Genomic DNA, 21,188 nt, shown 5'->3' with positions numbered 1-21,188 from the left:
GGGTGTTCATCCCCCAGCAGGCGTTTTCTCATCGCCAAAGCTTCGATGTACAAAGGTTCGGCTTCGCTGTACCTTCCCTGTGATTTGTAGAGTCCTGCCAAATTGTTCAGGCTACTTGCCACATGAGGGTGTTCATCCCCCAGAAGGCGTTTGCTCATCGCCAAAGCTTCGATATACAAAGGTTCGGCTTCGCTGTACCTTCCCTGTGAACCGTAGAGTAATGCCAAATTGTTCAGGCTAGTTGCCACATCAGGGTGTTCATCCCCCAGCAGGCGTTTTCTCATCGCCAAAGCTTCGATTAACAAAGGTTCGGCATCGCTGTACCTTCCCTGTAAAAAGTAGAAGAATGCCAAATCGTTCAGGCTAGTTGCCACCCAAGGGTGTTCATCCCCAAAACGTTTTTTAGCAGATGATAAACATTGTTCACGCCACGGTAAGGCTTGCACATAGGCTCCTTGACCGTTGTAAAATCTACCCAAGCCTAAAAAAGGCCAGATTAAATCATCATCACTTAACCACGCTTGGTAAACTGTGGCAGCTTCCCCAAGGTGAGGGATGGCAAGAGTTACTTGAGCAATTTCTATCAATGTGGGTGTCTCAGGAATATCTTTTGCTACGGCTACCATTGCTTGACAATAGCCGCGCTTAAGTTCGTTTGCTTCAGCCAAATCTTCAAACTTCTGCTGTAATAATTCCCGAATGCGTTCATGAATTTGGTAGGTGTCCTCTGCCAATTCTTGCAGCAAATAACGCTCAACTAAAACAGCGCAGTTAGCTTTGAGGTCAAATTCCAAATCGCTAGAACTTGCTGCTGATTCTACCAACGACCAAGGGATAGGAGCCAAAGCAAACAAACTCAACAGACAAGCCAATTTTTGCGCCTCTGGTTCCAAGTTTTGCCAATTCAACTCAAAAGCTGCTGCTACACCAGACTCACCTGCTGATGTTTGCTTTTGTAGCTGTGCGAGGATGTCTGCTAACATCATACTCCCCCTCGGTTTCGACTATAAGCCGCTATTTGATAAAGTCCAATGGGTAAATAACCGATTAATTTACAAATTTCTTTTGCTGTCTCCGTATTTTGTTGAACATATTCATCCCCCAATAGCTTTGCTAATAATTCTAAGGCTGCATCTGCTGACAATCCACCTAATGGCAGTGATGGATATGCTAACCCCGTATTTAGACGAGTAGTAATCAACGCCTTAAACCGAGAACCTTTAGGTGGTAGATAGGGTTGAATTAGCTTCCAGTCTTTGACATCATCAAATATTAATAAAACTTTGCCTGGTTGCCAGTTTTTCCAGCAATATAAAACTTTACCTGTTGCATCTAATTGCTCAGGAGGATTGAAGTTAGAGAAATGAACCATGCCAAAGTTGATTAACTGGGTTCCCAAATCAGTTCCTTGGGGATTTAACCAACAACACCCGCCAGAATAATCTTCCAAATATTGCCATGAGTATTGAATAGCTAACTCTGTTTTACCCACGCCACCTTGCCCAGTCACATCGCTAATAGCCACAACATCATTTGCTTGTAATAGCTGATGCAATTGTTCTATTTGCTCATCCCTGCCAACAAACTTACGAGCTTGACTCTGTGGGATATTATGCGGGATATCAAACGGGTTGAAATGAGATTTTTCAATATCTCCATCCCAACTGCGGGAATAAAAATAAGTCGGCAGTTGTTTTTTATCTAAACTAATAAATCGCTCCTTAATTGCCTCAGTAACTTCCTTCATATTCGGGGGAAAAGTCCCATTAGCTGCGGCAAAAGCCTCTCTTACAGCTTGAGAAAAGTAACCTGTTTTATTTTCAGAATTTACCTCAGCTTTTTCTCCTTCCCGCGTAGCCAGTAACACAAATTGTTGACTATCTTTATGTGGCTGTCCATTCAAAAAAGCTTTGCCACCTAAGTTAGTTGGTCTTCCCTTCGACTCTAAAACATAATTGGCACAGGCATCAATAATACAAATATGATTACGAATCTGAAATTTATCGGAACGCAACAAAACTAATAAAGAATTCAAATCTAAATTCTGCCAATTCTGTTTATTTGCATCAGCACAAAGCAACCGACGCTCTCGTTCTGAGGTAATCAAACCATGTCCCGCCCAAAAAATGTAGAGTAAATCCCCCGACTTTGGGGATAAAAAGTTAGTCACAATGTCGGAGATATTTTGCTCTGTTGCTAACTCTACAGTTAACCCACATTCCCCAATTAACTGATGATTTTCTTCCAGTGCTGATAAACATAACCGGATATTCTCTTTCGGTACACCGTGCTGATGCAGCCAATGAGCAAATTTCAGCGCGTCATCGGCTGGCCCTCCACCTGGCACATTCCAAGCAGATTCGTGGTACTTTTCAATACCCACAATTAACCCAAAAGTGCGATCGGGTTTAGCCATCAACTGCATGATGATTTAGTTTCTCACCTCCTATGGAAAATGATCTAACCCCCTAATCCCCTAACCCCTTTCTCTAGCAGGGAATCTACGGTGTACACACTTGAATTACCCCCCTTAATCCCCCCTTGGAAAGGGGGAAAAAAGAAATCTAGTTCCCTCCCCAATACATACGGGGAGGGTTAGGGTGGGGTAAACCATTATGGCAACCTCGAAATAATCGCCTCCCAGGTTTTAGCATTTGTCCAATAAGCACCGTGGGAACGGGGAAATGGTTGTCTGCTATCCACTTGCACATCCTGCACTCTATCAGGAAAAATTTTATTACCCACGTAACTGAGAAAATCCCGTAAATCGTAGATATTCAACCATTGCGGGAAATGCTCTGGCAATAACTGCCCATATTCTAAGCTGTAGAGGGCGTTAATCTCATATAAAAATGGTGCTTGGGAACCAACCGTTACCAATAATTCCACCTGAGACAACTGCTGCTGCACTAGCAAATCTACACAAGCGATACCTCCCAAGCTATGAGCGATTAAAACCACTGGCGGTTCTGCTTGGGCAATTTGTTGCTGGATAAACGCCCTGATTTTTTCACCCCGCGTCTGATACAACAAAATATCACCGGGCATAGGGGAAATTTTATCAGTTAACTCAAGGCGGTTTCCTCTGACATAATTTGTTCCGCCGTGCTGTGCTAGTTCAACAAATGGCTTTAATAACCAGCCACCCAATCCTAACTCCGCCTCTCCTAAAGCCAGAGTCAGCAATTCCACAACTTTGTCGCGCAATTGGGCATCGGTGAGTATAGGGGGAAATTTTTCTTGCAGTTCGCTAATAAACATTGCTTGAGCCACAACTGCTCTAGCTATTGGTGCATAATATTCACTCAAATCAGATTCGGAAACTGTAAGCAGCGCCTGATGATACGGTTCACTGTGGATAACCGCCTCTCGTGCTGGCTCAAATACCTCTGCAATTCCCGCCTCTTGCAACTTAGCTTGCAGTTGAGATGCGGGAGTGAGACTGGCTACACGAGATTGTAAAACATCCCCTGGTTCTTCCCCAAAGGGATTTCCTGCCTCAATCGGTTTCAAAGACAACAGCCGCAATTCATACAGAGGGTCGCGGTATAATTGCCCCCACAGGATAATCTCTGCGTCTTCTTCTCCTTGAGATAAAGCCAGTGTCGCATCTTCCAAGGGTACTGATGCCCGATTCTCATTGAACTTTGCACCTAATACACCCCAAAGGCAGCGAGAAACTTTGATATCAGGACGTTGGGCGTGAATCTTTTGCTCAATTATCTGAAAGGTTTCGTTATATTCTCGTTCTCTAATGCCTGTGCCATGTACAAATATTACGGTGGTCAAGTCGCTTCGCTCCAATTAAAAATTAAAAATTATTAATTAAAAATTGCAAGATGCTCTCTACAAGACGCTGCGCGAACATGGGAGAGGTTTCCTCCTGCCTCCTGCCTCCTTCAATCGCTTGTTTTATTAAAAACTTCTAAAATCTGTCGGCAAATCTGTTTGAGTTTATCCTCGATTTCATCAGAAGGCGAAGATGCGCCGACAACATTCCAGTTTTCTACTGTAGAAAGTCGCCACGCCTCACCGCGATGATCGAATCCAGCTACCTCCACGCCGATCGCACGGCGGGAATTATTGATGGGATCTTGATAAAATCGGATTTGAATTAAAATACTGCGACTTCGCCAAGATTTGCTAATACCAGGAAAGTGAAAGCCAATATCTATAGAATCTGGATCGACTAACTCCCTAGTTTCCGGGTCATTTTTCCAGGGTTTGAGATCGGATTTGGCATCAGGAAACTCGAATTTGAACAAATTAACTACCGTAGCTATATTGCTGGCGAGTTCAAGGTTCGTTGCTTTTTCAGCTGCGTTCACTAAAAAACACTCCTATATTGCGTCGGCATCTTCGGGGATGTGAAGACAGAAAAACCGCCAGAAGGCTTATACGGATTGGTGTTTCAGCTTATCAAGACCTTTAAGATTTAGCAACTCTAAATCATATTTCCCTAACAATCCTCGTTACTAAACAGAATTCAGAATTCAGGAGTCAGGAGTCAGAATGGTGAGTTTGCCAGAAATGGATCTGACTTTTCACGGAATCTTGAAAACCTCTCTCCAAAAAGGTTTATCCGTGGGATCATCCTGAATTCTGACTCCTGACTTCTGACTCCTTCTCATTAACAGAAACCAAAAATCGCTTCTTGTTGGGACTGCCTAACACCTATTAAGTAATTGTACTTAAAAATTACCCAAAAGCAGATGGAACTCTGCTCTTTGGAGAAAATATCAAGATTTTCTGCAAAATCCTTGGCTGACAAGAACGATTGACTGCGCTAGCGATCTAAAATGACACTGTGAATCGGTAAACCAAAAGCAATTAAGTTGAATATATGGTGCGTCAACGCTCGATTTTTTCATTTTTCCTAGTACTATTGGCCACATTCCTGATTAGTTGTGGTGGCCCTGGTGTTGCGATCGCACCTCCGACTTACACAGCAGTACAACTTGAAAAAATTCAGGCTTATGTTCCTGAAATTAAGGCTGTGCGCGATCGCTCAGAAGAATTGACAACTCTGATAAAACAAGGTGATTGGATCAATGTGCGTAACTTTATACATGGGCCCATAACAGAAGCAAAGCTGAATCTGACTTATGTCACTCCCAACCTTCTACCCAATGACCAACCCAAAGCACGTCAAATAACGCGAGATTTTTTTAAAGACCTGGTTAAACTCGATAAAGCTACTAGTGCTGGCAATCCTCTAGTTGCCTTGAACCAATCCCAAGCTGCTTTCGCAGAGATTGACAAATTTCTCCAACTGCTTCCTAAAACCAACAGTGAAGCAGAGGCAAGTTAAGCGCAAGGTAAGATGAGCAAAGGGATGAGAGAACAGAGAGAGTAAAAATTGCTCCCCCTGTTCCCTCATCTCCCGCATCTCTCGATCTTTGCCTCAAAACAGCAATGAGTCATGTAGTTATTATCGGTTGTGGTGTGGTTGGGGCTGCGATCGCTTACGAACTGAGTCTAGTAAAAGGGCTGAAAATTACAGTTTGCGATCGCCAACCACCAGCACAAGCTTCCACGGGCGCTGCACTTGGTGTTTTGATGGGCGCAATTAGCCAAAAAATCAAGGGTAAAGCTTGGCAGATGCGACAAACCAGCATCCAACGCTATGAAACCTTGATTCCTGAATTAGAAGCTTTAACAGGTCGCAAAATCCCTTTCAATCGTCAGGGAATTCTCATGCTTTTGTCTGATTCTTCCCTAGAGGTGATGTCAGCATGGGAAAAACTAGTAGAAGTTCGCCACTCTCAAGGCTGGACTTTAGAAATTTGGGACACGGCTAAACTCCAGAATATCTGTCCTCAAATTAATAACGAAAAAATTACTGGTGCTGTCTATTCTCCCCAAGACCGCCAGATCGATCCAACTGCCCTAACATTAGCTTTAGTTGAGGCTGCCCAGCAAAATGGTGTAACTTTCAAATTTGGCGTAACTGTTTTGGATGCCCCAACCTCAACATCTGAATTTTGCAATCAACTTGAGACTACAGAAGGAAAAATAACCGCAGATTGGTTTGTAATTGCAGCCGGGTTAGGTTCAACACCACTGACAGCAAAATTAAATCAGATAATTGACATTCGCCCCGTACTTGGGCAAGCGTTGCAAATGCGTGTGGGGCATCCATTAGGTAATCCCGACTTCCAGCCAGCGATAACGGGTAACGATGTCCATATTGTTCCTGTGGGCGGTGGAGATTATTGGATAGGCGCAACAGTGGAATTTCCCAGCAATGGCGATGAGATACCGCCAAATCAAGAACTGTTGGAATCTGTTAGAGAACAAGCGATCGCATTTTGTCCAGAATTAGCCACAGCAAGCATTCTTCGCACTTGGTCAGGCTTACGTCCCCGCCCTGAAGGTCGTCCAGCCCCAGTTATTGGTAAGTTACCAGGGTTTAGTAACATCCTTCTAGCTACCGGACACTATCGCAACGGCGTTTTACTAGCACCCGCTACAGCTTATACGATTCGTGAGATGATTATTTCTCAGGGAATAGGGGGATGAGGGAGCAGGGGGAGCAGGGGAGCAGGGGAGCAGGGGAGCAGGGGAGCAGGGGAGCAGGGGAGCAGGGGAGCAGGGGAGCAGGGGAGCAGGGGAAGCAGAAGAGAATAATAATTCCTGACCAATGACCAATGACAAATGACAAATGACAAATGACAAATGACAAATGACCAATGACAAATGACAAATGACAAATGACAAATGACAAATGACAAATGACAAATATAGGAAAATAGCGTGTCAATAACAGAACATAAAATCAATGTAGATTCACTGGAATGGTTTTATCGGGAATCTTTACCAATCGGCAGAAGTGACTTAGCGCCTGTGTTGCTGCTACACGGCTTAGTTTCACAAAGTTACAGTTGGCGTCATATTATACCTGCGTTGGCGAATCAGGGAACAAGAGCGATCGCGCCAGATTGGATTGGTTACGGCTTTTCTGCCAAACCAGAAAAACGAGATTTTGCTTACACTCCCGATGCTTTTATTACAGCTTTAGAAGGATTTATTAAGGCTCTAGAACTTGAACATTTTTCTTTAGTTGTCCAAGGTTTTTTAGGTTCTGTAGGACTACAATATGCTTTGCGTCATCCAGAACAAATTGCTAATTTAGCTATTTTAAATACACCAATTTCAACTGCTGCTAAATTACCCTGGAAAATTAAACAAATGGGTTTACCTTTGGCTGGTGAAGTAATGACCCAAGACCCTCTATTAGTTGACCGGACGCTAGAAGGTGGAAGCCGTTATCGCATAGGAGATAAAGATTTAGATGTTTATCGAAAACCATTTTTAAAAAGTTCTTCATCTGGTAGAAGTCTATTGTCAAGTATTCGCAACTTACAGCTTGATTCCGCCATGACAGAAATACAAACTGGCTTTAAAGAATGGCAACAGCCGATTCTGATTCAATGGGGTATGATTGACCCTTGGCTACCTGTAGATATTGCCGAAAACTTTGCCAATTCCGTACCAAATTCCGAATTAATAAAACTTAATAACGTCGGACATTATCCTCAAGAACACTACCACGAGACGATTTTGCAAGACCTTTTACCCTTTGTGCGTCGTAAAGATGCTCATTGACAATATAGCTCTGGCAAAAATCGATATTATAAAAATGAATGTCAGAATTCAGGAGTCAGAATGGGCTACGCCCCGCTGCGCTAACAGGAATCAGAATTAATTAGTAGAGGGTGCAAAATCATCACTGTAGTCCACTAAATGGAAGATTAAGTGGCAGAATTCAAATGTTATTTCTTGTTAAAAGTCTATCCTTTAACGGGTAGAATATTCTGAATTCTGGCTCCTGACTACTTTTTATTACCATTACAAGTAAAGGAGATTATGATTGATGGCTTATTCATGGTTTAAAGCTTTTCATATTGTCGGATTTGTTGTTTGGTTCGCTGGTTTATTCTACCTAGTACGTCTTTTTATCTATCACGTTGAAGCTAACCTTGAACCGGAACCAGCACGAACGATACTGAAAAATCAGTATCAAATTATGGAAAAGCGCCTTTACTATATCATCACTAACCCAGGAATGTATGTGACGATCGCAATGGCCATCGGTTTGGTAAGCACTGAACCGGATATTTTAAAAGAGGGATGGTTGCATATCAAACTGATGTTTGTGGCTATTTTAATTGGCTATCATCATTACTGCGCTCGGCTGATGAAGAAATTAGCAGTAGATGAATGTGGTTGGAGTGGTCAGCAATTACGGGCTTTAAATGAAGCGCCTACAGTTATGTTAGTAGCGATCGTGTTGCTGGCTGTGTTTAAGAATAATCTACCTACAGATATTGCGGCTTGGGCTATTTTCGCCATGATTATCTTGATGGCAGTTACTATTCAACTTTACGCCAAAAAACGCAGGCAGGATAAAGAGAAATTGACGGCACAAATAGGGGAACCACAAGAACAAAGTTAGACATTAGACCTCTTGCATAAATCAAAAATAAGAAAGAACTCCACCCCGCCAAAGCTACGCTTTGTCTCCCCTCCCGAAGAGCGGAGAGGTGTTGGGGGTGGGGTGTTAGGGACTTTTTTTTGCAAGAGGTCTATTGAGTTCATTCACTTACGGTTACTCACCGCATCACCCCACCCCGGTTTTATCTAAAGCCAAAACCGCCCCTCCCCAAAGCATCGGCTACGGTGTACACACAAGTCTGAAATAGCTGATTAACCACGGTTTTACCCCACCCTAACCCTCCCCGTATGTATTGGCTACGGTGTACACACAAGTGTTGGTGCAGTGTATCTATCCCGCCTCGGAATAAATTCCGAGTCTCATAGCGAAAGTCTTCTTTTAGATGACTAAACAAGAAATTTAGTTCAGTCCGTTAATGGCGATGGGGCGACTACTTGCTTGAGAAACATAGTCGCAGATGCTGGCCAGCTTTGATTCCTGTACAGATACGTCTATACGCAGGCCAACTTTTAGCGCACCCACTAATGTGGCTAGTAGATCAGTGTTGCCTGCCCGCTCACCAATCCCATTCACCGTGGAAGTTAAATAGAGCTTCCGGCTAGGCGTTTCTTGCTGGTCCTGATACCAGATATCAAATGCTTTAACTGCGGCCACACAGTTGGCAACAGCCATATTCAGATCATTATGGGGGTGAAGTTCGATATCAATCGCTGAGTTGTTGAGAATATCCGCCATGATATCGAATATCACGAAGGGATCAGTGCGCCCAACTGTATCACAGAGCCGAACACGATCTGCACCGGTTTCCTCTGACATCTGAATCATCTCAAATAAAAATGAGTGATCCGCGTTAAAGGCATCCTGAAAATCAGAAACTGCATACAAACCATTCAATCCATTTTGATTGAGAACGGCTGCGATCGCCTGTCCCATGTCACCTGGACTTAAAATACCAACTGTTTGGATTTGCATGGAAAGCTTGATTGTTATCTGATATGAAGCTTTTTAACTAAATACGCTGATTTTGGCGATCGAGTTATCCAAAAGCTACAGTAAATTGATGGAGTTATCGTACTTATCTAAACAAAACGAAAGCTTAGCAGGCGTGTGGCTGACACGAGCGCGGATGAAAAAGCTCCGCACGCCAAAGAACCTGCCGGGCCCCGAATTAGGCATCCCAGAACTGTCTTTTCAAGCATGGTACGAAGCACGGCACGGCGCTGAGGCATACGCAGCTATAGACCGGATTCCACGAGTGGCTTGGGCTGAGTACCTTAGCTGGTATCGGCAGATCCTCGGCATTTCAGTTCGTTACCAAACAAAGTTAGTACAGATAGAGCCAGCCGCAGGTTTCTTTCGCCTGCACCTTGAAGTAAACGGTGTCCCGCAGGTGGAAACCACACGTAAAATTATCTTTGCTAACGGTGTCGCGGGTACTGGTGGCCCAAACATCCCTCCAGTATTGGCTGACTTACCACGCACCCTGTACGCACATACCGCCGATGCCATCGATTTTGAAGTGCTACGCGGTAAGACTGTAGCAGTGTTGGGTGCGGCGGCTTCAGCTTTCGACGCAGCAGAGGTAGCCCTGGAATCGGGAGCGGAGGCAGTACATTTGTTCGCACGGCGTTCGGCGATCGCATCTCTACCAGTGTTACGGGTGCGGGGGTATCCTGGCGCTTACTACAACTATCCACAACTGCCTGATGCAGCTCGCTGGTTCCAGGCTTGGCGCTTTCGCCAAGTAGGTTCCACACCGCCACCGGATGCGGTTGAGCGAGCCATCGCCTTCCCCAATTTTCACTTACATTTATCTGCATCTTGGAAATCGGCACAGGAACAAGGCGGACGTATCGTTGCCCAGGTGAACGATGATGTTTTTGAGTTTGATTTTGCGATCGCTGGTACTGGTTACTTCGTTGACCCGACAAAGCGCCCCGAACTAGCCAACTTGCAAGAGCACATTGCCCTGTGGCGCGATCGCTACCAACCACCAGCCGACCAGCGCGACGATGATTTGGGGACGCACCCTTACCTCGGTAGCGCCCACGAATATCTAGAAAAAGTACCTGGCACTGCGCCCTACCTCAAAGACATCCACATCTTCAATCCAGCTGGTTTCGTCAGCTTCGGGCTACCGATTGGTGATGTACCCAGCATTCGCCGCGACGTGCCTGTAATAGTGTCTCGCATCAATCACGACTTATTCTTCACCGACTGGGATCAGCACGAGGCACGCATCACCAGCGACAACATCGCACCGGACTTTGAGGACTCACTCTACGCCGCCGCAGTGTGGAAGCAGCCAGCCAAGGCTTCAGTCAGCTAAGTCTGCGTAGGATTAAGAAGCAGAGGGCAGAGAGCAGGGGGAAAAAGGAGTGTGGGCAATACTTGTCGGGTTTTGGGGAAAAGGGAAAGAAAAAACCTTTAACCTTTTCCCCAAACCCAATTCCGAGTTAAAAATGCACAAAGTGAGTAGTATTGGGAGTGTAGGAAGTTTTCTTCCCCATCTCCTTATCTTCCCCATACCCTATACAAAATCTTAGAAGAATCCTCTTGTCGGCAGAGGCGTGCCGTTAATTTCGTAGTCTCCGATCGCACGAGCCTTAAAATGATTTGGATTATGTGAGGATAAGGTACGGGCGTTGCGCCAGTGGCGATCGAAGTTGGAGCTTTTCTTTGTTGTTGAAGCCCCACCAACTTCAAACAACAAGGTGGCTGAACGTAGAGCCAAATCATCAACAATCAATTTGGCTTTGGCTGCACTTAGAGAAGTTGCCAGCGCCGCAGCCGTCTCTGCATCTTCACCCTGAGCTTGAGCAGCAGGCAGGCGATCGAGTCCATCAGCTGCTGCTAAAACAATCGCTTCGGCAGCAAAGGCATTGGCGGCAATCTGTCCCACAGTCTGCTGCAAGATTGGGTCTTCTGAGGCTTGCTCAGATACAGCATGGTAGAAAGTCCGGGGTCTGTTACGGATGAGGGCTGTTGCATCGCGTAGAACGCTGCGAATAATACCAGCATTAATTGCTGTTAAAAATAATTGCGGGACGATGTTGTAGGGTAGGTTGTCTTTGTCTGTGTCTGTCTCAAAAATTACTTCGTCCGCCTCTACACGGACATTTTGAAATGTAGTTGTTCCCGTACCTGTAAGCCTTTGACCGAAGCCATCCCAGTCATCTACAAGGTCAATGCCCTCGCGGTTGGTGGGAATGAGTATAAACGCTTTAGTGCCATCGGGTACTAGCACACGCACGAAAATCAAGTCTGCATAAAGGCTGCCAGTGCTGTAATACTTCGTCCCATTTAGACGATAGCCATCGCCATCGGGTGTTAATTTTGTATTCGCGACTTGACCGCCACCAGAGCGCTTGCTTTCCAGTTCGGTCGTAGCGAGTCCAATAATCGCGCCATCGACGACGGCTTTGAGCCAGCGACGATTTCTTCGGGTGCGCTCAGAACGCAAAATTCGCTCTGTAACAGAAAAATGATTCCGTACAATGTGAGCCACGTTTGGATCGGCATCTCCCAGCCGAATTACGACCTCAAATAATTCGTGTGCCGTGCTACCACCACCACCTTCCCCAATAGGGATTCGCAATGCACCCAACCTAGAACGCCGAATCAATTCAACCACATTATAAGGAAGGATGCGATCGCGATCGCGCTCACTTGCTCCCAGAGCAATAAAATCAAAAAGCTGCTGGAGTTCCGGCGAGTTTGCTCTCACAGGAGCCGAAAACTGAATTGTCGTATCTGCAAGTTTCTCTGGACTCTTAATCATTAGTTTCTATCTCCGAATATCCTGTGGAAAATCTATGTTGGTGAGTGGTGAGGCAATTGCTATTTCTGGGTGAGGCGACTTTTGCACTACAAACTTGAAGAATGTTTCCAGCCTTGAGGCGATTACATCTGGTAACATATTCAAGCCACCGACTGCACTCGACAAAAACCATTCCTCTGTAAGGGTTTTAGATATATTAAAACTTAAAATTACTAAAAATCTACCGAATTACCGTAGTTTGATACTCCCAAATTTTCCCCAAGTTGTCAATCTGTTTTAACGTCTTTTTGCAGGAAAGACTCAAAGTTGAAAGCAAAAAAGCTTCTACGGAGTAAGTCCAAGGAAAACGTCAGTCGCCTATGCCTGCCTAATTTATGAACTTCTTCAAGGACAATTATTATCCTACTCAAAGGGGTTTAAAATTCCATATACAACAGGTGTTTGGCTAACAGTCCCCCTTACAAAACTTAACTGTTTAATCATATCTGCAAAAAGATTTAGATAAGATTACAATAGGTGGGCTACGTATAAAGTAGTTAAGTAACCTTTAGTAATTTGACCATTGAACTTAGTATTAATTAATTCAGCGATCGCATCAAAAAAACGCGCTTTTGTAATACGATCTAAATTTATATGACAGGAGTAAGTATTTAAGAGGTTGAGATAAGTTGCACTGTTGTATGTTGCATCCCATCGATAAGAGCGATATGTCACTTCACCAAACAAACCTGTTTGCTCAATCTCACCTGTTTTATTAGGGACTTTCTGCTCACGCAAAGGAAGTTCATCGTCTTTAACCAGTTGAGGAGCTAAACTTTGATATAGCTCCTGTACTTCTTCAAAGAAGCCATTACTAGCATCACTATATACGTGTTCATTCCAAAATAGTGCGATCGCTCCAATAGAAGTGAGGGCTTGAGCCGTTTTTTTGTAAGCAATATTTGGGTCAAGCCAATGGAAAGCAGTCGCCGAAATCACTAAATCAAAAGTATTTCCTTCTATTATCCAATCCTCAAAAGCGATGTTACGCACTTCTACTTGCGGATAAGCAGCCAGATTTTTTTGGGCAACCGTAGCGAGATTCTCACCCAACTCAATGCAGAGTAGACGATAACCCCGGCGGGCAAAGGGTACAGTTGCCTGACCAGTACCACAACCAATCTCTAATATCCTTCCGTCTGAAGTGATTTCTGAGAGAGACACTACATCGTCAAAAAGTGCCTCTGGATATCCTGGTCGAACTTGGTCATACAACAATGCTACTTGATTAAAAGTGGTTCTTAAGTGACTTCTTTCATCTGTCATCGAATTTTAGATTTTGATATTGATTCATAGTTTAGTCGGATGCGGTTATATATAAATTAGCCCTCCACCAAGATTTGCGGTGCATTACAAGAACAGCGATAATACACCCTACAAAACTGTTCCTCATTCCCTTTTTCCCAATTACAAATTAGGGTAAATACTCCAGCCATCAAGAACATGAAAAAGTTGCGTTTTCTAGATCCTGTTAGCATAATGTATTGTCAATTTTTTCAGGCTTAATATTCACTGCAAATGCTCAGGGCTTGATTTCTGCCGGGAGTATAGCAGCATATTCTTCAGGAGTAAGTGTTACATCCTTGACATTAATCTTTTTAGTGATGAATTTTTGCTTATAGAACAAGTCAGATATCTCTTGCTGTCCTGCTATAACCTTATCGGTAATCGGTCTGATGCCAAAACGCCGACGCTTGACTATTGTTTCTAAAGTTGGTAAATCAAGCTTGGTATCACGCCCGACAATTTCGGCAACTTCTCGCGTATTTGCTTTAGACCATTCGCCTAATTTGTGGACTTCTTCAAGGACAATTTTTATTACTTCAGGGTTCTCTTTCACGAAGCTACGTGCAGCTATCCAATAGCCTCCTTGGGTTGAAAGTCCTTTGTTGCTTGGGCAAATATGGGTGGAGTTTCACCAACAGCACCGACATCCAAACTGCCCACATTTATTGCTTCTAAAAGTTGTGGCCCAGCTGTAAATTGCGCCCACTGCACTTGAATACCCAAGGGATTCAAGCGTTTCTCTAAAACTTGTCTACTTTTGGTGATATCCGCAGCAGTAAAATAGCCAATTCTTAACAATTTTGTCTTAATACCATTAGGAGCTGCAACTGCTGCCTTTTCTCGTGTATCTGCTGCTTTACAACTTACTAAAGTTGTGGAGAGAGTAAATACTCCAGCTACTAATAAAATTAGAAAGTTGCGTTTTCTAGATATTGCTAACATGATGTATTACCAATTTTCTGGGGTTTAAAATACAAGCTTTAATTAAAAAACTGATTTTGGAATGATGTAAAAGTTGAAGATGGGAAATTTTTTATTTTGCGGTTAGATTCTGTTTACTAACTCTCTCATTTAAATAATCTACTGTAAATTGGTCGGCTTAGAGTAGATTATGATTGCACAGACTTTACCACAAGCTAATTTAAAAATCAAGCAGCGAGGATGACAGTGCTATTGATACAAGTGGTAAAAAGAAACAATAGGTGTGATACTAGCGATCGCAGTTTACACTCTGACTTTTCACGTTATATGGAAAAGTGAACTTGGAACCTAACCCCCTTCCCTATGAGGGAAGGGGAAACATTCAAAGCCTCTCTTCTTGTAGGGGAGAGGAATGGAAGTGGGGTTTTTCAGATCCCGTGAAAAGTCTGTTTACACCAGACTGGTTTGGAAGAAGCGATTAGCAGGGCGCGCCAGACCAAGATTTTCGCGCAGCGTTGTACCCTCATACTCTTGGCGGAAAATCCCACGGCGTTGGAGTTCCGGCACAACTTTATCGACAAAATCATTCAGCCCTTCAGGAATAAAAGGGAACATGATGTTGAAACCGTCAGAGCCTTCCTCAATCAGCCATTTTTCCATATCATCAGCGATGGTTTGGGGTGTGCCCACAAAAGCCAACCCGCCGTAACTGCCAATGCGTTGCGCCAGTTGTCGAATAGTCAAGTTCTCACGTTGCGCTAAGGCGATTACTCTTTCTCGTGAAGAGTGACCACCGTTATTTGGTGGGATTTCTGGCAAGGGGCCATCTGGATCAAAACCCGAAACGTCGTAGCCAATAGCACTATTGAGGCTGGCGATTCCACTGTCATAATGTACTAGGCTATCCAAATGAAGACGCTTGGTATGTGCCTCTGCGACGGTTTCCCCCACGATGACTAAAGCACCTGGAAGGATTTTTATGCTGTCTGGGTCACGTCCGATTGCCTGCGCTCGTCCCTTAATGTCTGCAAATAAAGCTTTGCCAGCCTCCAGATTACTTGCAGGTGCAAACACAGCCTCGGCGGTTTCGGCGGCTAATTGCCGTCCGGCTTCAGATGCGCCTGCCTGAACGATTACCGGCCAACCTTGGACAGGTCTGGCGATGTTCAATGGCCCTCGCACCGAGAGATATTTTCCCTGATGATTCAGAACGTGAAGCTTTGCAGGGTCGAAATAAATCCCTGCTTCCACGTCCCGAATAAACGCATCGTCAGCAAAGGAATCCCAAAGACCCGTGACAACATCATAAAATTCTCTAGCCCGCCGATAGCGTTCATCATGCTCTATCTCTTCTTCTAATCCAAAGTTGAGGGCTGCATCTGGATTGGCTGTGGTGACGATGTTCCAGCCAGCGCGACCGCCGCTGATATGGTCGAGAGACGCGAAGCGACGAGCGATGTGGTAAGGCTGGTCATAAGTCGTGGAAGCGGTGGCTACCAGCCCGATGTGTTCGGTGACGCTGGCAAGGGCAGAAAGTAGGGTGAAAGGTTCAAAGGATGTGACAGTATGGCTGCGTTTGAGCGCGTTGACTGGCATATTCAGCACCGCTAAGTGATCGGCCATGAAGAATGCGTCAAATTTGCCTTGTTCTAGTTTTTGAATAAATCGTTTCAGCGCTGGGAAGTTGAAATTAGCATCAGGCAAAGCCCCAGGATAGCGCCAAGCGCCTGTATGTATGCTTACCGGGCGCATGAATGCACCCAGTTTTAATTGTTTCGATCTGCTCATCTGGAATGGGTTATTAGTGAATACAAGTCTTTAAGTATGGGAAAGACAGCCGATGTAACGGGCGATCGCTTTTACAACTCAAGAGTCGCTAGTCACGAGCGCGATCGCAAAGCCGTCGTAACCTTTACTACCAACGGTTTGGATCTCTGTAGCACTCACACGCGGTTCTGCTGCAAGTAGCTTGTTGAAGCGGCGTATCCCCTGCACACTACTATCACTACTAGCAGCATCGACCACCGCCCCATTACGGACAACATTATCAGCAATAATCAAGCTACCACGACGGGAAAGCTTCAGCGCCCAAGCCAAGTAATCGGGATTGCTTGGCTTGTCAGCATCAATAAAGATTAGGTCAAATGGATCGTGTCCTTCGGTGGCGATCTGTGGCAATGTATCCAGCGCCCGTCCGAGGCGTATATCTACGAGGTTGGACAGACCAGCGTGTGCAATGTTACTACGGGCGATTTCGGCGTGCTTTGGGTTAGCCTCCAGCGAGATCAAGCGACCGTCAGCAGGTAGCGATCGCGCTAGCCAAATCGTGCTGTAACCGCCCAGTGTACCAATCTCTAGGATGGTGTGCGCCTTCTGGATTTGCGCTAATAGCAACAGCAGTTTGCCCTGATTGGGTGACACATTGTGCGGTGGTAGCCCTGCATCGGCAGCAGTTTGCAGCGCTGTATCCAGGGCGAGGTCGGGCTGAACAAACAAGTCGGTGATATAGCGATCGACCGCAGCCCAATTTTCTTGGGTCATATAGTAATTCTTTTTTGTAAATTTCCTTCGCGTTCTGCTTTAGAGTATGTCGAACGTATCTACATACTTCAGCCTCGATCTTTAGTCTTTCAATAAGGCGGAGGTATGTCCCCACTGTCCAGTAAAGACAAATTCCTTCAACGGCTTGCGGACACGGGGAGCCTGTTCGCGATCGCGTAGTCCATCAGGGAGGCTTTGGGGATCGCCAGGATAACCAACTGTCACCACAGTTGCAGGCTCATAGTTTTCTGGAATTTGGTATATTTCTCTCGCGGTATCTCCATTAAATCCCGCTATTTGATGGGCAAATAAACCTAGAGAAGTTGCCTGAAGGATCAGGTTTTCTAAAGCCAGTCCGACATCATGAAATGCGTGTCTGTTTGTTTTCCCTTCGTCAGTAAGGATTTTAGCGACTGCAAGTATCAGTACTGGAGCATTTTTCGCCCATCCTTGATTAAACTCAACCAAGGTACTAAGTAAACGATTGTATTCTGTTGAGTCATCTTTGGTGGCAACAATAAAGCTCCAAGGCTGATGATTGTAAGAAGAAGGTGCCCAACGAGCCGCTTCTAGCAATGAGAGTAGTTTATCCTGCTCAACTGAGCGATCGGCAAAAGCTCTAGGACTCCAACGACTCTGGATCAAGTCATGAACAGGGTATTGTGTTTGGGCAAGTTTCTGCGTCATTTTAATGAATTTCCTTATCAATACTCAGTAAGTTGTCAATTGAAGATAACTAGGATTAAGAAACGGAAACTTTTAGCCTTTTTTTAAAAAACTTAGCAAAGCTAACAATCTAGGCTTTAATTGATTTTTAGATGCAAATAGTGAGCCAGCATGAGCAATCCAGCATTGCAGGAGAGAAACAACTTTGTTGATTAATTGTATAATACGGTAAATTTATCGATTTATAGTACTATATTTTCAGTGGCGATCGCTTCCTTTGATATTAGGACTTACGCACGAGTTACGGAATAACGAACCACAGAGGCACAGAGAACACAGAGAAATCAGAGTTTGAGAGATATTTTGCGTAAGTCCTAGATATATTGCTTACATTTCTCCATGCCCATTGACTATTTAGTGTGAAGGATTAACCCGTGGTCAAACTAATTTTACCAATAGAACTTACTGCCGAGATTGAGCCACACTTACCATCTGATACAAAATTTGTGCGGGTAGATAGTGATGGTAATTTTGATGGTGATGCTAGTGATGCGGAAATTTATCTCAATGGGTTCAAATTAAAGCCGACTACTCTACATAAGGTGCTGGCGGTTGCTCCGGGAATACGTTGGCAACAGACTCCTAGTGCTGGTGTCAATCACATTTTGACACCGATTTTTCTCGAACACGATATTACTCTGACTAATGGCGCGGGGGTTCATGCAATTCCGATTTCGGAATTTGTCTTAAGTTTGATCCTCTATCACGCCAAACAGTTACGGCAATTGCAAGCTGCTCACGACCAACGTACTTGGCGCAAAAGTTGGTTAGTGCTGCCAGAGTTGGCAAATTCAACTGTATTAATTCTTGGTACTGGAAACATAGGCCAAGCGATCGCAGCTCGTATTAAACCATTTGGGGCAAGAGTTTGGGGCGGTCGTCGTCGTCCTGAACCTCTACCAAATTTTGATAAAATCGTCGGCACAGATGAATGGCACGCATTGTTGCCAGAAGTTGACTATATAATTGTTGCTACACCTTTGACACCAGAAACCAAAGCTTTAATTGATGAAGCTGTACTGCGATCGCTACCCAGTCATGCTTATTTAATTAATGTCGGTCGCGGTGCAGTTGTAGATGAATCAGCATTAACTAAGGCTCTCACTGAAGGCTGGATTGCAGGTGCAGGATTAGACACAGTTTCTATTGAACCACTACCGCCAGAAAGTCCTCTATGGTCGTTGCCTAACCTCTTTATTACACCCCATACTTCCGCAATTTCCCCAGCATTAAAAGGACGCATTGCAAACTTGTTCCTTGATAACTTAGAGCGTTACCGAGGCAATAAGCCTTTACGAAATGTAGTCAATAAGGAAGCAGGCTACTAAACAAATTTATACAGCGATGACATGAATACAAAAACTTTTCAAGCCTCGGCAGCACAGAGTGTAATTACCACTGATGTCTTAGTTCTGGGTGGTGGCCCGGCGGGCACTTGGGCAGCACTTTCAGCAGCAAAGCAAGGTGCCCGTGTCGTCCTAGCGGATAAGGGGTATTGCGGTACATCAGGGGCAACGGCTCCATCCAATACTGGGACATGGTATCTTCCCAAAGGCGCAGAACGTGATGCAGAAATTGAGCGTCGGCTGTCTCGCTCATCAGGACTTGCCGATCGCCGTTGGTTGCAGCGTGTGATTGAGCAGGCACAAATAGGTTTAGATGATTTAGGGGATAACGGCTATCCTTTTCCTTTTGATGAGCAGGGCAATCCCTACCGTGCTAACTTGCGTGGCCCAGATTATATGCGCTTCATGCGCCAAAGAGCGGGAGCAGCTGGTGTAAGCATTCTTGACCATCATCCCGCACTCGAACTACTTTGGGCCGATGGTGCGATCGCAGGTGCAGCAGGTATTCATCCGCGCACTGGGAATCGCTGGGAAGTTAGGGCAGGTGCCGTTGTGCTGGCAACTGGCGGATGCGCTTTTCTATCTCATGCACTAGGTTGCGATGGTAATACAGGTGATGGTTATCTCATGGCAGCAGAGGCAGGAGTCAGGTTATCTGGAATGGAATTTTCCTCGCAATATGGTTTGTCACCTGCTCATACTTCCGTGACCAAGGGATTGACCTTTACCTTCGCCAGTTTTTATTTGGAGGATGGCTCTCCCTTACCGGAAACTGGGGAAGACCGAGCTGTACGTATTGCACGCCAGTTGGTTGCGGGTGAAAAAGTGTATGCCCTGATGAATCGCGGCAACCCTATCGAACATGAATGGTTGCGCCAGGGTCAGCCTAACTGCTTTCTACCATTTGAGAGAATTGGTTTAGATCCATTCCAGCAACCCTTCCCAGTGACACTACGCTCCGAAGGAACTGTTCGCGGCGTAGGTGGACTGGAAATCATCAACAATGATTGCGCTACAAAAGTGCCGGGACTTTATGCCGCCGGTGATGCAGCCTCTCGGGAAAATCTTACAGGGGCAGTTTCAGGAGGGGGAAGCCCGAATGCATCCTGGGCGATCGCTAGTGGGACTTGGAGTGGTCGCGCAGCAGCACTTTTTGCTGCCTCTTTAGGCGACAAAGCCGGGACACGCTTGGTTCGTGGTTTAGGTCAAGCAGGTTTGCGTCCCCGTAAACAGCCGCTAGAGGATGAGCTAATATCGGAAGCGATTAGTGCTGTTCAGGCTGAAACCTTGCCACTTGATGTTAATTTCTTTCGTTCTGGAGCAAGGATAGCGCTGTCACGTCAACGTTTGGATGCAGTATGGGCAGATATTAGCGATTATCTAGTAGGTGAGGGTCGCAATGCTCTACGCGCACGGGAAGCTGCGGCGATGGCGGCCACAGCTCGCTGGATCTGGGCGAGTGCGGATGCACGTAAAGAAAGTAGAGGAATGCACCGACGCACAGATTTTACAAAAACTGACGTGCAACAAACAAGAAGAATATTTACCAGTGGTATCGATGATGTTGTGGTTGTCGCCCCAGAAAATCAATTGCAAGAGGTAGCGTAATGATTGAAATTGTTAATAGCGATCGCTGTATCGGCTGTGATATCTGCGTAAAAGTTTGTCCGCGCGATGTCTTTGATTCTGGAGACGATGGAATAGCTGTAATTGCTCGTAAATCAGATTGTCAGACTTGTTTTTTGTGCGAGTTGTATTGCCCTGTTGATGCGCTTTATGTGTCGCCTTATGCCGAACTGGATGATAAGGTTGATACAGAACAGTTAATTACCCAAAACTTGCTGGGTAGTTACACCCGTAACATGGGTTGGCATCATGGCAAAATGGGAGGGACTGACAAAGATCCAACTCAACAACTTAGAATTTTGAATAGGGTAAGGCAGGATAATGCAAGATTGATTGACACTCCCCTAGCTGAATAAATTTCGCTTGTCTTACGACACGCTACGCGAACGCTCATTTATTCGGAATCTTGGGGATTCTAAGAAGTTGTTCCGAACTCGGTATGAGCTTCGCTGATAAATTCAAC

Annotated in this window: 22 protein-coding genes; 9 read left to right on the top strand and 13 right to left on the bottom strand. The window is 45.1% G+C overall.

Annotation, left to right across the window (positions count from 1 at the left end):
* From V7K61_RS26805 to V7K61_RS26790, 4 genes are all read right to left on the bottom strand, one after another.
* On the bottom strand, positions 1 to 983 hold a 983-nt coding region (locus V7K61_RS26805), incomplete at its 3' end, for a tetratricopeptide repeat protein (RefSeq protein ID WP_442936371.1).
* Complete coding sequence (locus V7K61_RS26800) at positions 983 to 2,425, bottom strand: NB-ARC domain-containing protein (protein WP_335058124.1); 1,443 nt, start codon at positions 2,423 to 2,425, stop codon at positions 983 to 985. The genes V7K61_RS26800 and V7K61_RS26805, both read right to left, overlap by 1 nt.
* Before the next feature lie 188 nt (positions 2,426 to 2,613).
* A complete protein-coding gene (locus V7K61_RS26795; protein WP_335058122.1) occupies positions 2,614 to 3,789 on the bottom strand; it encodes a hypothetical protein in 1,176 nt (391 codons plus the stop codon).
* A gap of 110 nt (positions 3,790 to 3,899) precedes the next feature.
* Positions 3,900 to 4,328, bottom strand: coding sequence for a hypothetical protein (locus tag V7K61_RS26790; protein WP_335058120.1), 429 nt, complete (start codon positions 4,326 to 4,328; stop codon positions 3,900 to 3,902).
* Positions 4,329 to 4,843: 515 nt separating this feature from the next.
* On the opposite strand from V7K61_RS26790, the gene psbQ reads away from it, so the two are divergent.
* The 5 genes from psbQ to hemJ all read left to right on the top strand — a co-directional run bounded on the left by psbQ (position 4,844) and on the right by hemJ (position 8,458).
* Positions 4,844 to 5,311, top strand: coding sequence for a photosystem II protein PsbQ (gene psbQ / locus V7K61_RS26785; RefSeq protein WP_335058118.1), 468 nt, complete (start codon positions 4,844 to 4,846; stop codon positions 5,309 to 5,311).
* 104 nt (positions 5,312 to 5,415) lie between these two features.
* Positions 5,416 to 6,522 (top strand): NAD(P)/FAD-dependent oxidoreductase, encoded by a 1,107-nt coding sequence (locus V7K61_RS26780; RefSeq protein WP_335058116.1) that lies wholly within the window; start codon positions 5,416 to 5,418, stop codon positions 6,520 to 6,522.
* The gene (locus V7K61_RS26775) at positions 6,519 to 6,647 is read left to right on the top strand and encodes a hypothetical protein (RefSeq protein WP_335058115.1); all 129 of its coding nucleotides are present in this window, start codon (positions 6,519 to 6,521) and stop codon (positions 6,645 to 6,647) included. The genes V7K61_RS26780 and V7K61_RS26775 overlap by 4 nt, the downstream gene beginning before the upstream one ends.
* Before the next feature lie 109 nt (positions 6,648 to 6,756).
* On the top strand, positions 6,757 to 7,608 hold the full coding sequence (locus V7K61_RS26770; protein ID WP_335058113.1) for an alpha/beta fold hydrolase: 852 nt from the start codon (positions 6,757 to 6,759) through the stop codon (positions 7,606 to 7,608).
* Between the two features lie 268 nt (positions 7,609 to 7,876).
* A complete protein-coding gene (gene hemJ / locus V7K61_RS26765) occupies positions 7,877 to 8,458 on the top strand; it encodes a protoporphyrinogen oxidase HemJ (protein WP_335058111.1) in 582 nt (193 codons plus the stop codon).
* Between the two features lie 399 nt (positions 8,459 to 8,857).
* Here the strand turns inward: hemJ and V7K61_RS26760 are convergent, their stop codons facing one another.
* Positions 8,858 to 9,430, bottom strand: a complete 573-nt coding sequence (locus V7K61_RS26760; RefSeq protein ID WP_335058109.1) for a hypothetical protein — start codon at positions 9,428 to 9,430, stop codon at positions 8,858 to 8,860.
* Between the two features lie 88 nt (positions 9,431 to 9,518).
* On the opposite strand from V7K61_RS26760, the gene V7K61_RS26755 reads away from it, so the two are divergent.
* Positions 9,519 to 10,787, top strand: coding sequence for a SidA/IucD/PvdA family monooxygenase (locus V7K61_RS26755; protein ID WP_335058107.1), 1,269 nt, complete (start codon positions 9,519 to 9,521; stop codon positions 10,785 to 10,787).
* Positions 10,788 to 11,000: 213 nt separating this feature from the next.
* On the opposite strand, the gene V7K61_RS26750 is transcribed toward V7K61_RS26755, so the two are convergent.
* From V7K61_RS26750 to V7K61_RS26715, 8 genes are all read right to left on the bottom strand, one after another.
* Positions 11,001 to 12,239 (bottom strand): acyl-CoA dehydrogenase family protein, encoded by a 1,239-nt coding sequence (locus V7K61_RS26750; RefSeq protein ID WP_335058105.1) that lies wholly within the window; start codon positions 12,237 to 12,239, stop codon positions 11,001 to 11,003.
* A 6-nt stretch (positions 12,240 to 12,245) separates the two neighbouring features.
* Entirely contained in the window at positions 12,246 to 12,404 is a 159-nt protein-coding gene (locus tag V7K61_RS26745; RefSeq protein ID WP_334879004.1) for a hypothetical protein, read from the bottom strand.
* Between the two features lie 342 nt (positions 12,405 to 12,746).
* Positions 12,747 to 13,544, bottom strand: coding sequence for a class I SAM-dependent methyltransferase (locus tag V7K61_RS26740; RefSeq protein WP_335058103.1), 798 nt, complete (start codon positions 13,542 to 13,544; stop codon positions 12,747 to 12,749).
* A 256-nt stretch (positions 13,545 to 13,800) separates the two neighbouring features.
* A complete protein-coding gene (locus V7K61_RS26735; protein ID WP_335058101.1) occupies positions 13,801 to 14,118 on the bottom strand; it encodes a hypothetical protein in 318 nt (105 codons plus the stop codon).
* A 14-nt stretch (positions 14,119 to 14,132) separates the two neighbouring features.
* Positions 14,133 to 14,507, bottom strand: a complete 375-nt coding sequence (locus V7K61_RS26730) for a hypothetical protein (protein WP_335058099.1) — start codon at positions 14,505 to 14,507, stop codon at positions 14,133 to 14,135.
* Between the two features lie 429 nt (positions 14,508 to 14,936).
* Positions 14,937 to 16,274 (bottom strand): LLM class flavin-dependent oxidoreductase, encoded by a 1,338-nt coding sequence (locus V7K61_RS26725; protein ID WP_335058097.1) that lies wholly within the window; start codon positions 16,272 to 16,274, stop codon positions 14,937 to 14,939.
* Positions 16,275 to 16,352: 78 nt separating this feature from the next.
* Positions 16,353 to 17,027 (bottom strand): O-methyltransferase, encoded by a 675-nt coding sequence (locus tag V7K61_RS26720; RefSeq protein WP_335058095.1) that lies wholly within the window; start codon positions 17,025 to 17,027, stop codon positions 16,353 to 16,355.
* A gap of 81 nt (positions 17,028 to 17,108) precedes the next feature.
* Positions 17,109 to 17,714 (bottom strand): nitroreductase family protein, encoded by a 606-nt coding sequence (locus V7K61_RS26715; RefSeq protein WP_335058094.1) that lies wholly within the window; start codon positions 17,712 to 17,714, stop codon positions 17,109 to 17,111.
* A 413-nt stretch (positions 17,715 to 18,127) separates the two neighbouring features.
* Here V7K61_RS26715 and V7K61_RS26710 point away from each other — a divergent pair, with 413 nt between their 5' ends.
* From V7K61_RS26710 to V7K61_RS26700, 3 genes are read left to right on the top strand one after another with little or no spacing between them, the layout of a single operon-like run.
* Positions 18,128 to 19,081 carry a D-2-hydroxyacid dehydrogenase gene (locus V7K61_RS26710; protein ID WP_335058092.1) on the top strand — a complete coding sequence of 318 codons (954 nt, stop codon included), beginning with the start codon at positions 18,128 to 18,130 and terminating at the stop codon, positions 19,079 to 19,081.
* Positions 19,082 to 19,102: 21 nt separating this feature from the next.
* A complete protein-coding gene (locus tag V7K61_RS26705; protein WP_335058090.1) occupies positions 19,103 to 20,707 on the top strand; it encodes an FAD-binding protein in 1,605 nt (534 codons plus the stop codon).
* Positions 20,707 to 21,081: a 4Fe-4S dicluster domain-containing protein gene (locus V7K61_RS26700; protein WP_100903804.1), complete on the top strand. Its 375-nt coding sequence runs from the start codon at positions 20,707 to 20,709 to the stop codon at positions 21,079 to 21,081. The genes V7K61_RS26705 and V7K61_RS26700 overlap by 1 nt, the downstream gene beginning before the upstream one ends.
* Positions 21,082 to 21,188 lie beyond the last annotated feature (107 nt).

It is taken from the genome of Nostoc sp. (assembly GCF_036918015.1).
In the GTDB taxonomy this organism is placed as follows: domain Bacteria; phylum Cyanobacteriota; class Cyanobacteriia; order Cyanobacteriales; family Nostocaceae; genus Nostoc.
This window is presented reverse-complemented; position numbering and strand designations above follow the sequence as displayed.

What these genes read in the sequence shown, in the direction of transcription:
- V7K61_RS26800 (WP_335058124.1), bottom strand. Translation starts at nt 2,425, where the DNA reads ATGCAGTTGATGGCTAAACCCGATCGCACTTTTGGGTTAATTGTGGGT.
- psbQ (WP_335058118.1), top strand. Translation starts at nt 4,844, where the DNA reads ATGGTGCGTCAACGCTCGATTTTTTCATTTTTCCTAGTACTATTGGCC.
- V7K61_RS26780 (WP_335058116.1), top strand. Translation starts at nt 5,416, where the DNA reads ATGAGTCATGTAGTTATTATCGGTTGTGGTGTGGTTGGGGCTGCGATC.
- V7K61_RS26775 (WP_335058115.1), top strand. Translation starts at nt 6,519, where the DNA reads ATGAGGGAGCAGGGGGAGCAGGGGAGCAGGGGAGCAGGGGAGCAGGGG.
- hemJ (WP_335058111.1), top strand. Translation starts at nt 7,877, where the DNA reads ATGGCTTATTCATGGTTTAAAGCTTTTCATATTGTCGGATTTGTTGTT.
- V7K61_RS26760 (WP_335058109.1), bottom strand. Translation starts at nt 9,430, where the DNA reads ATGCAAATCCAAACAGTTGGTATTTTAAGTCCAGGTGACATGGGACAG.
- V7K61_RS26755 (WP_335058107.1), top strand. Translation starts at nt 9,519, where the DNA reads ATGGAGTTATCGTACTTATCTAAACAAAACGAAAGCTTAGCAGGCGTG.
- V7K61_RS26750 (WP_335058105.1), bottom strand. Translation starts at nt 12,239, where the DNA reads ATGATTAAGAGTCCAGAGAAACTTGCAGATACGACAATTCAGTTTTCG.
- V7K61_RS26740 (WP_335058103.1), bottom strand. Translation starts at nt 13,544, where the DNA reads ATGACAGATGAAAGAAGTCACTTAAGAACCACTTTTAATCAAGTAGCA.
- V7K61_RS26730 (WP_335058099.1), bottom strand. Translation starts at nt 14,507, where the DNA reads ATGTTAGCAATATCTAGAAAACGCAACTTTCTAATTTTATTAGTAGCT.
- V7K61_RS26725 (WP_335058097.1), bottom strand. Translation starts at nt 16,274, where the DNA reads ATGAGCAGATCGAAACAATTAAAACTGGGTGCATTCATGCGCCCGGTA.
- V7K61_RS26720 (WP_335058095.1), bottom strand. Translation starts at nt 17,027, where the DNA reads ATGACCCAAGAAAATTGGGCTGCGGTCGATCGCTATATCACCGACTTG.
- V7K61_RS26715 (WP_335058094.1), bottom strand. Translation starts at nt 17,714, where the DNA reads ATGACGCAGAAACTTGCCCAAACACAATACCCTGTTCATGACTTGATC.
- V7K61_RS26705 (WP_335058090.1), top strand. Translation starts at nt 19,103, where the DNA reads ATGAATACAAAAACTTTTCAAGCCTCGGCAGCACAGAGTGTAATTACC.
- V7K61_RS26700 (WP_100903804.1), top strand. Translation starts at nt 20,707, where the DNA reads ATGATTGAAATTGTTAATAGCGATCGCTGTATCGGCTGTGATATCTGC.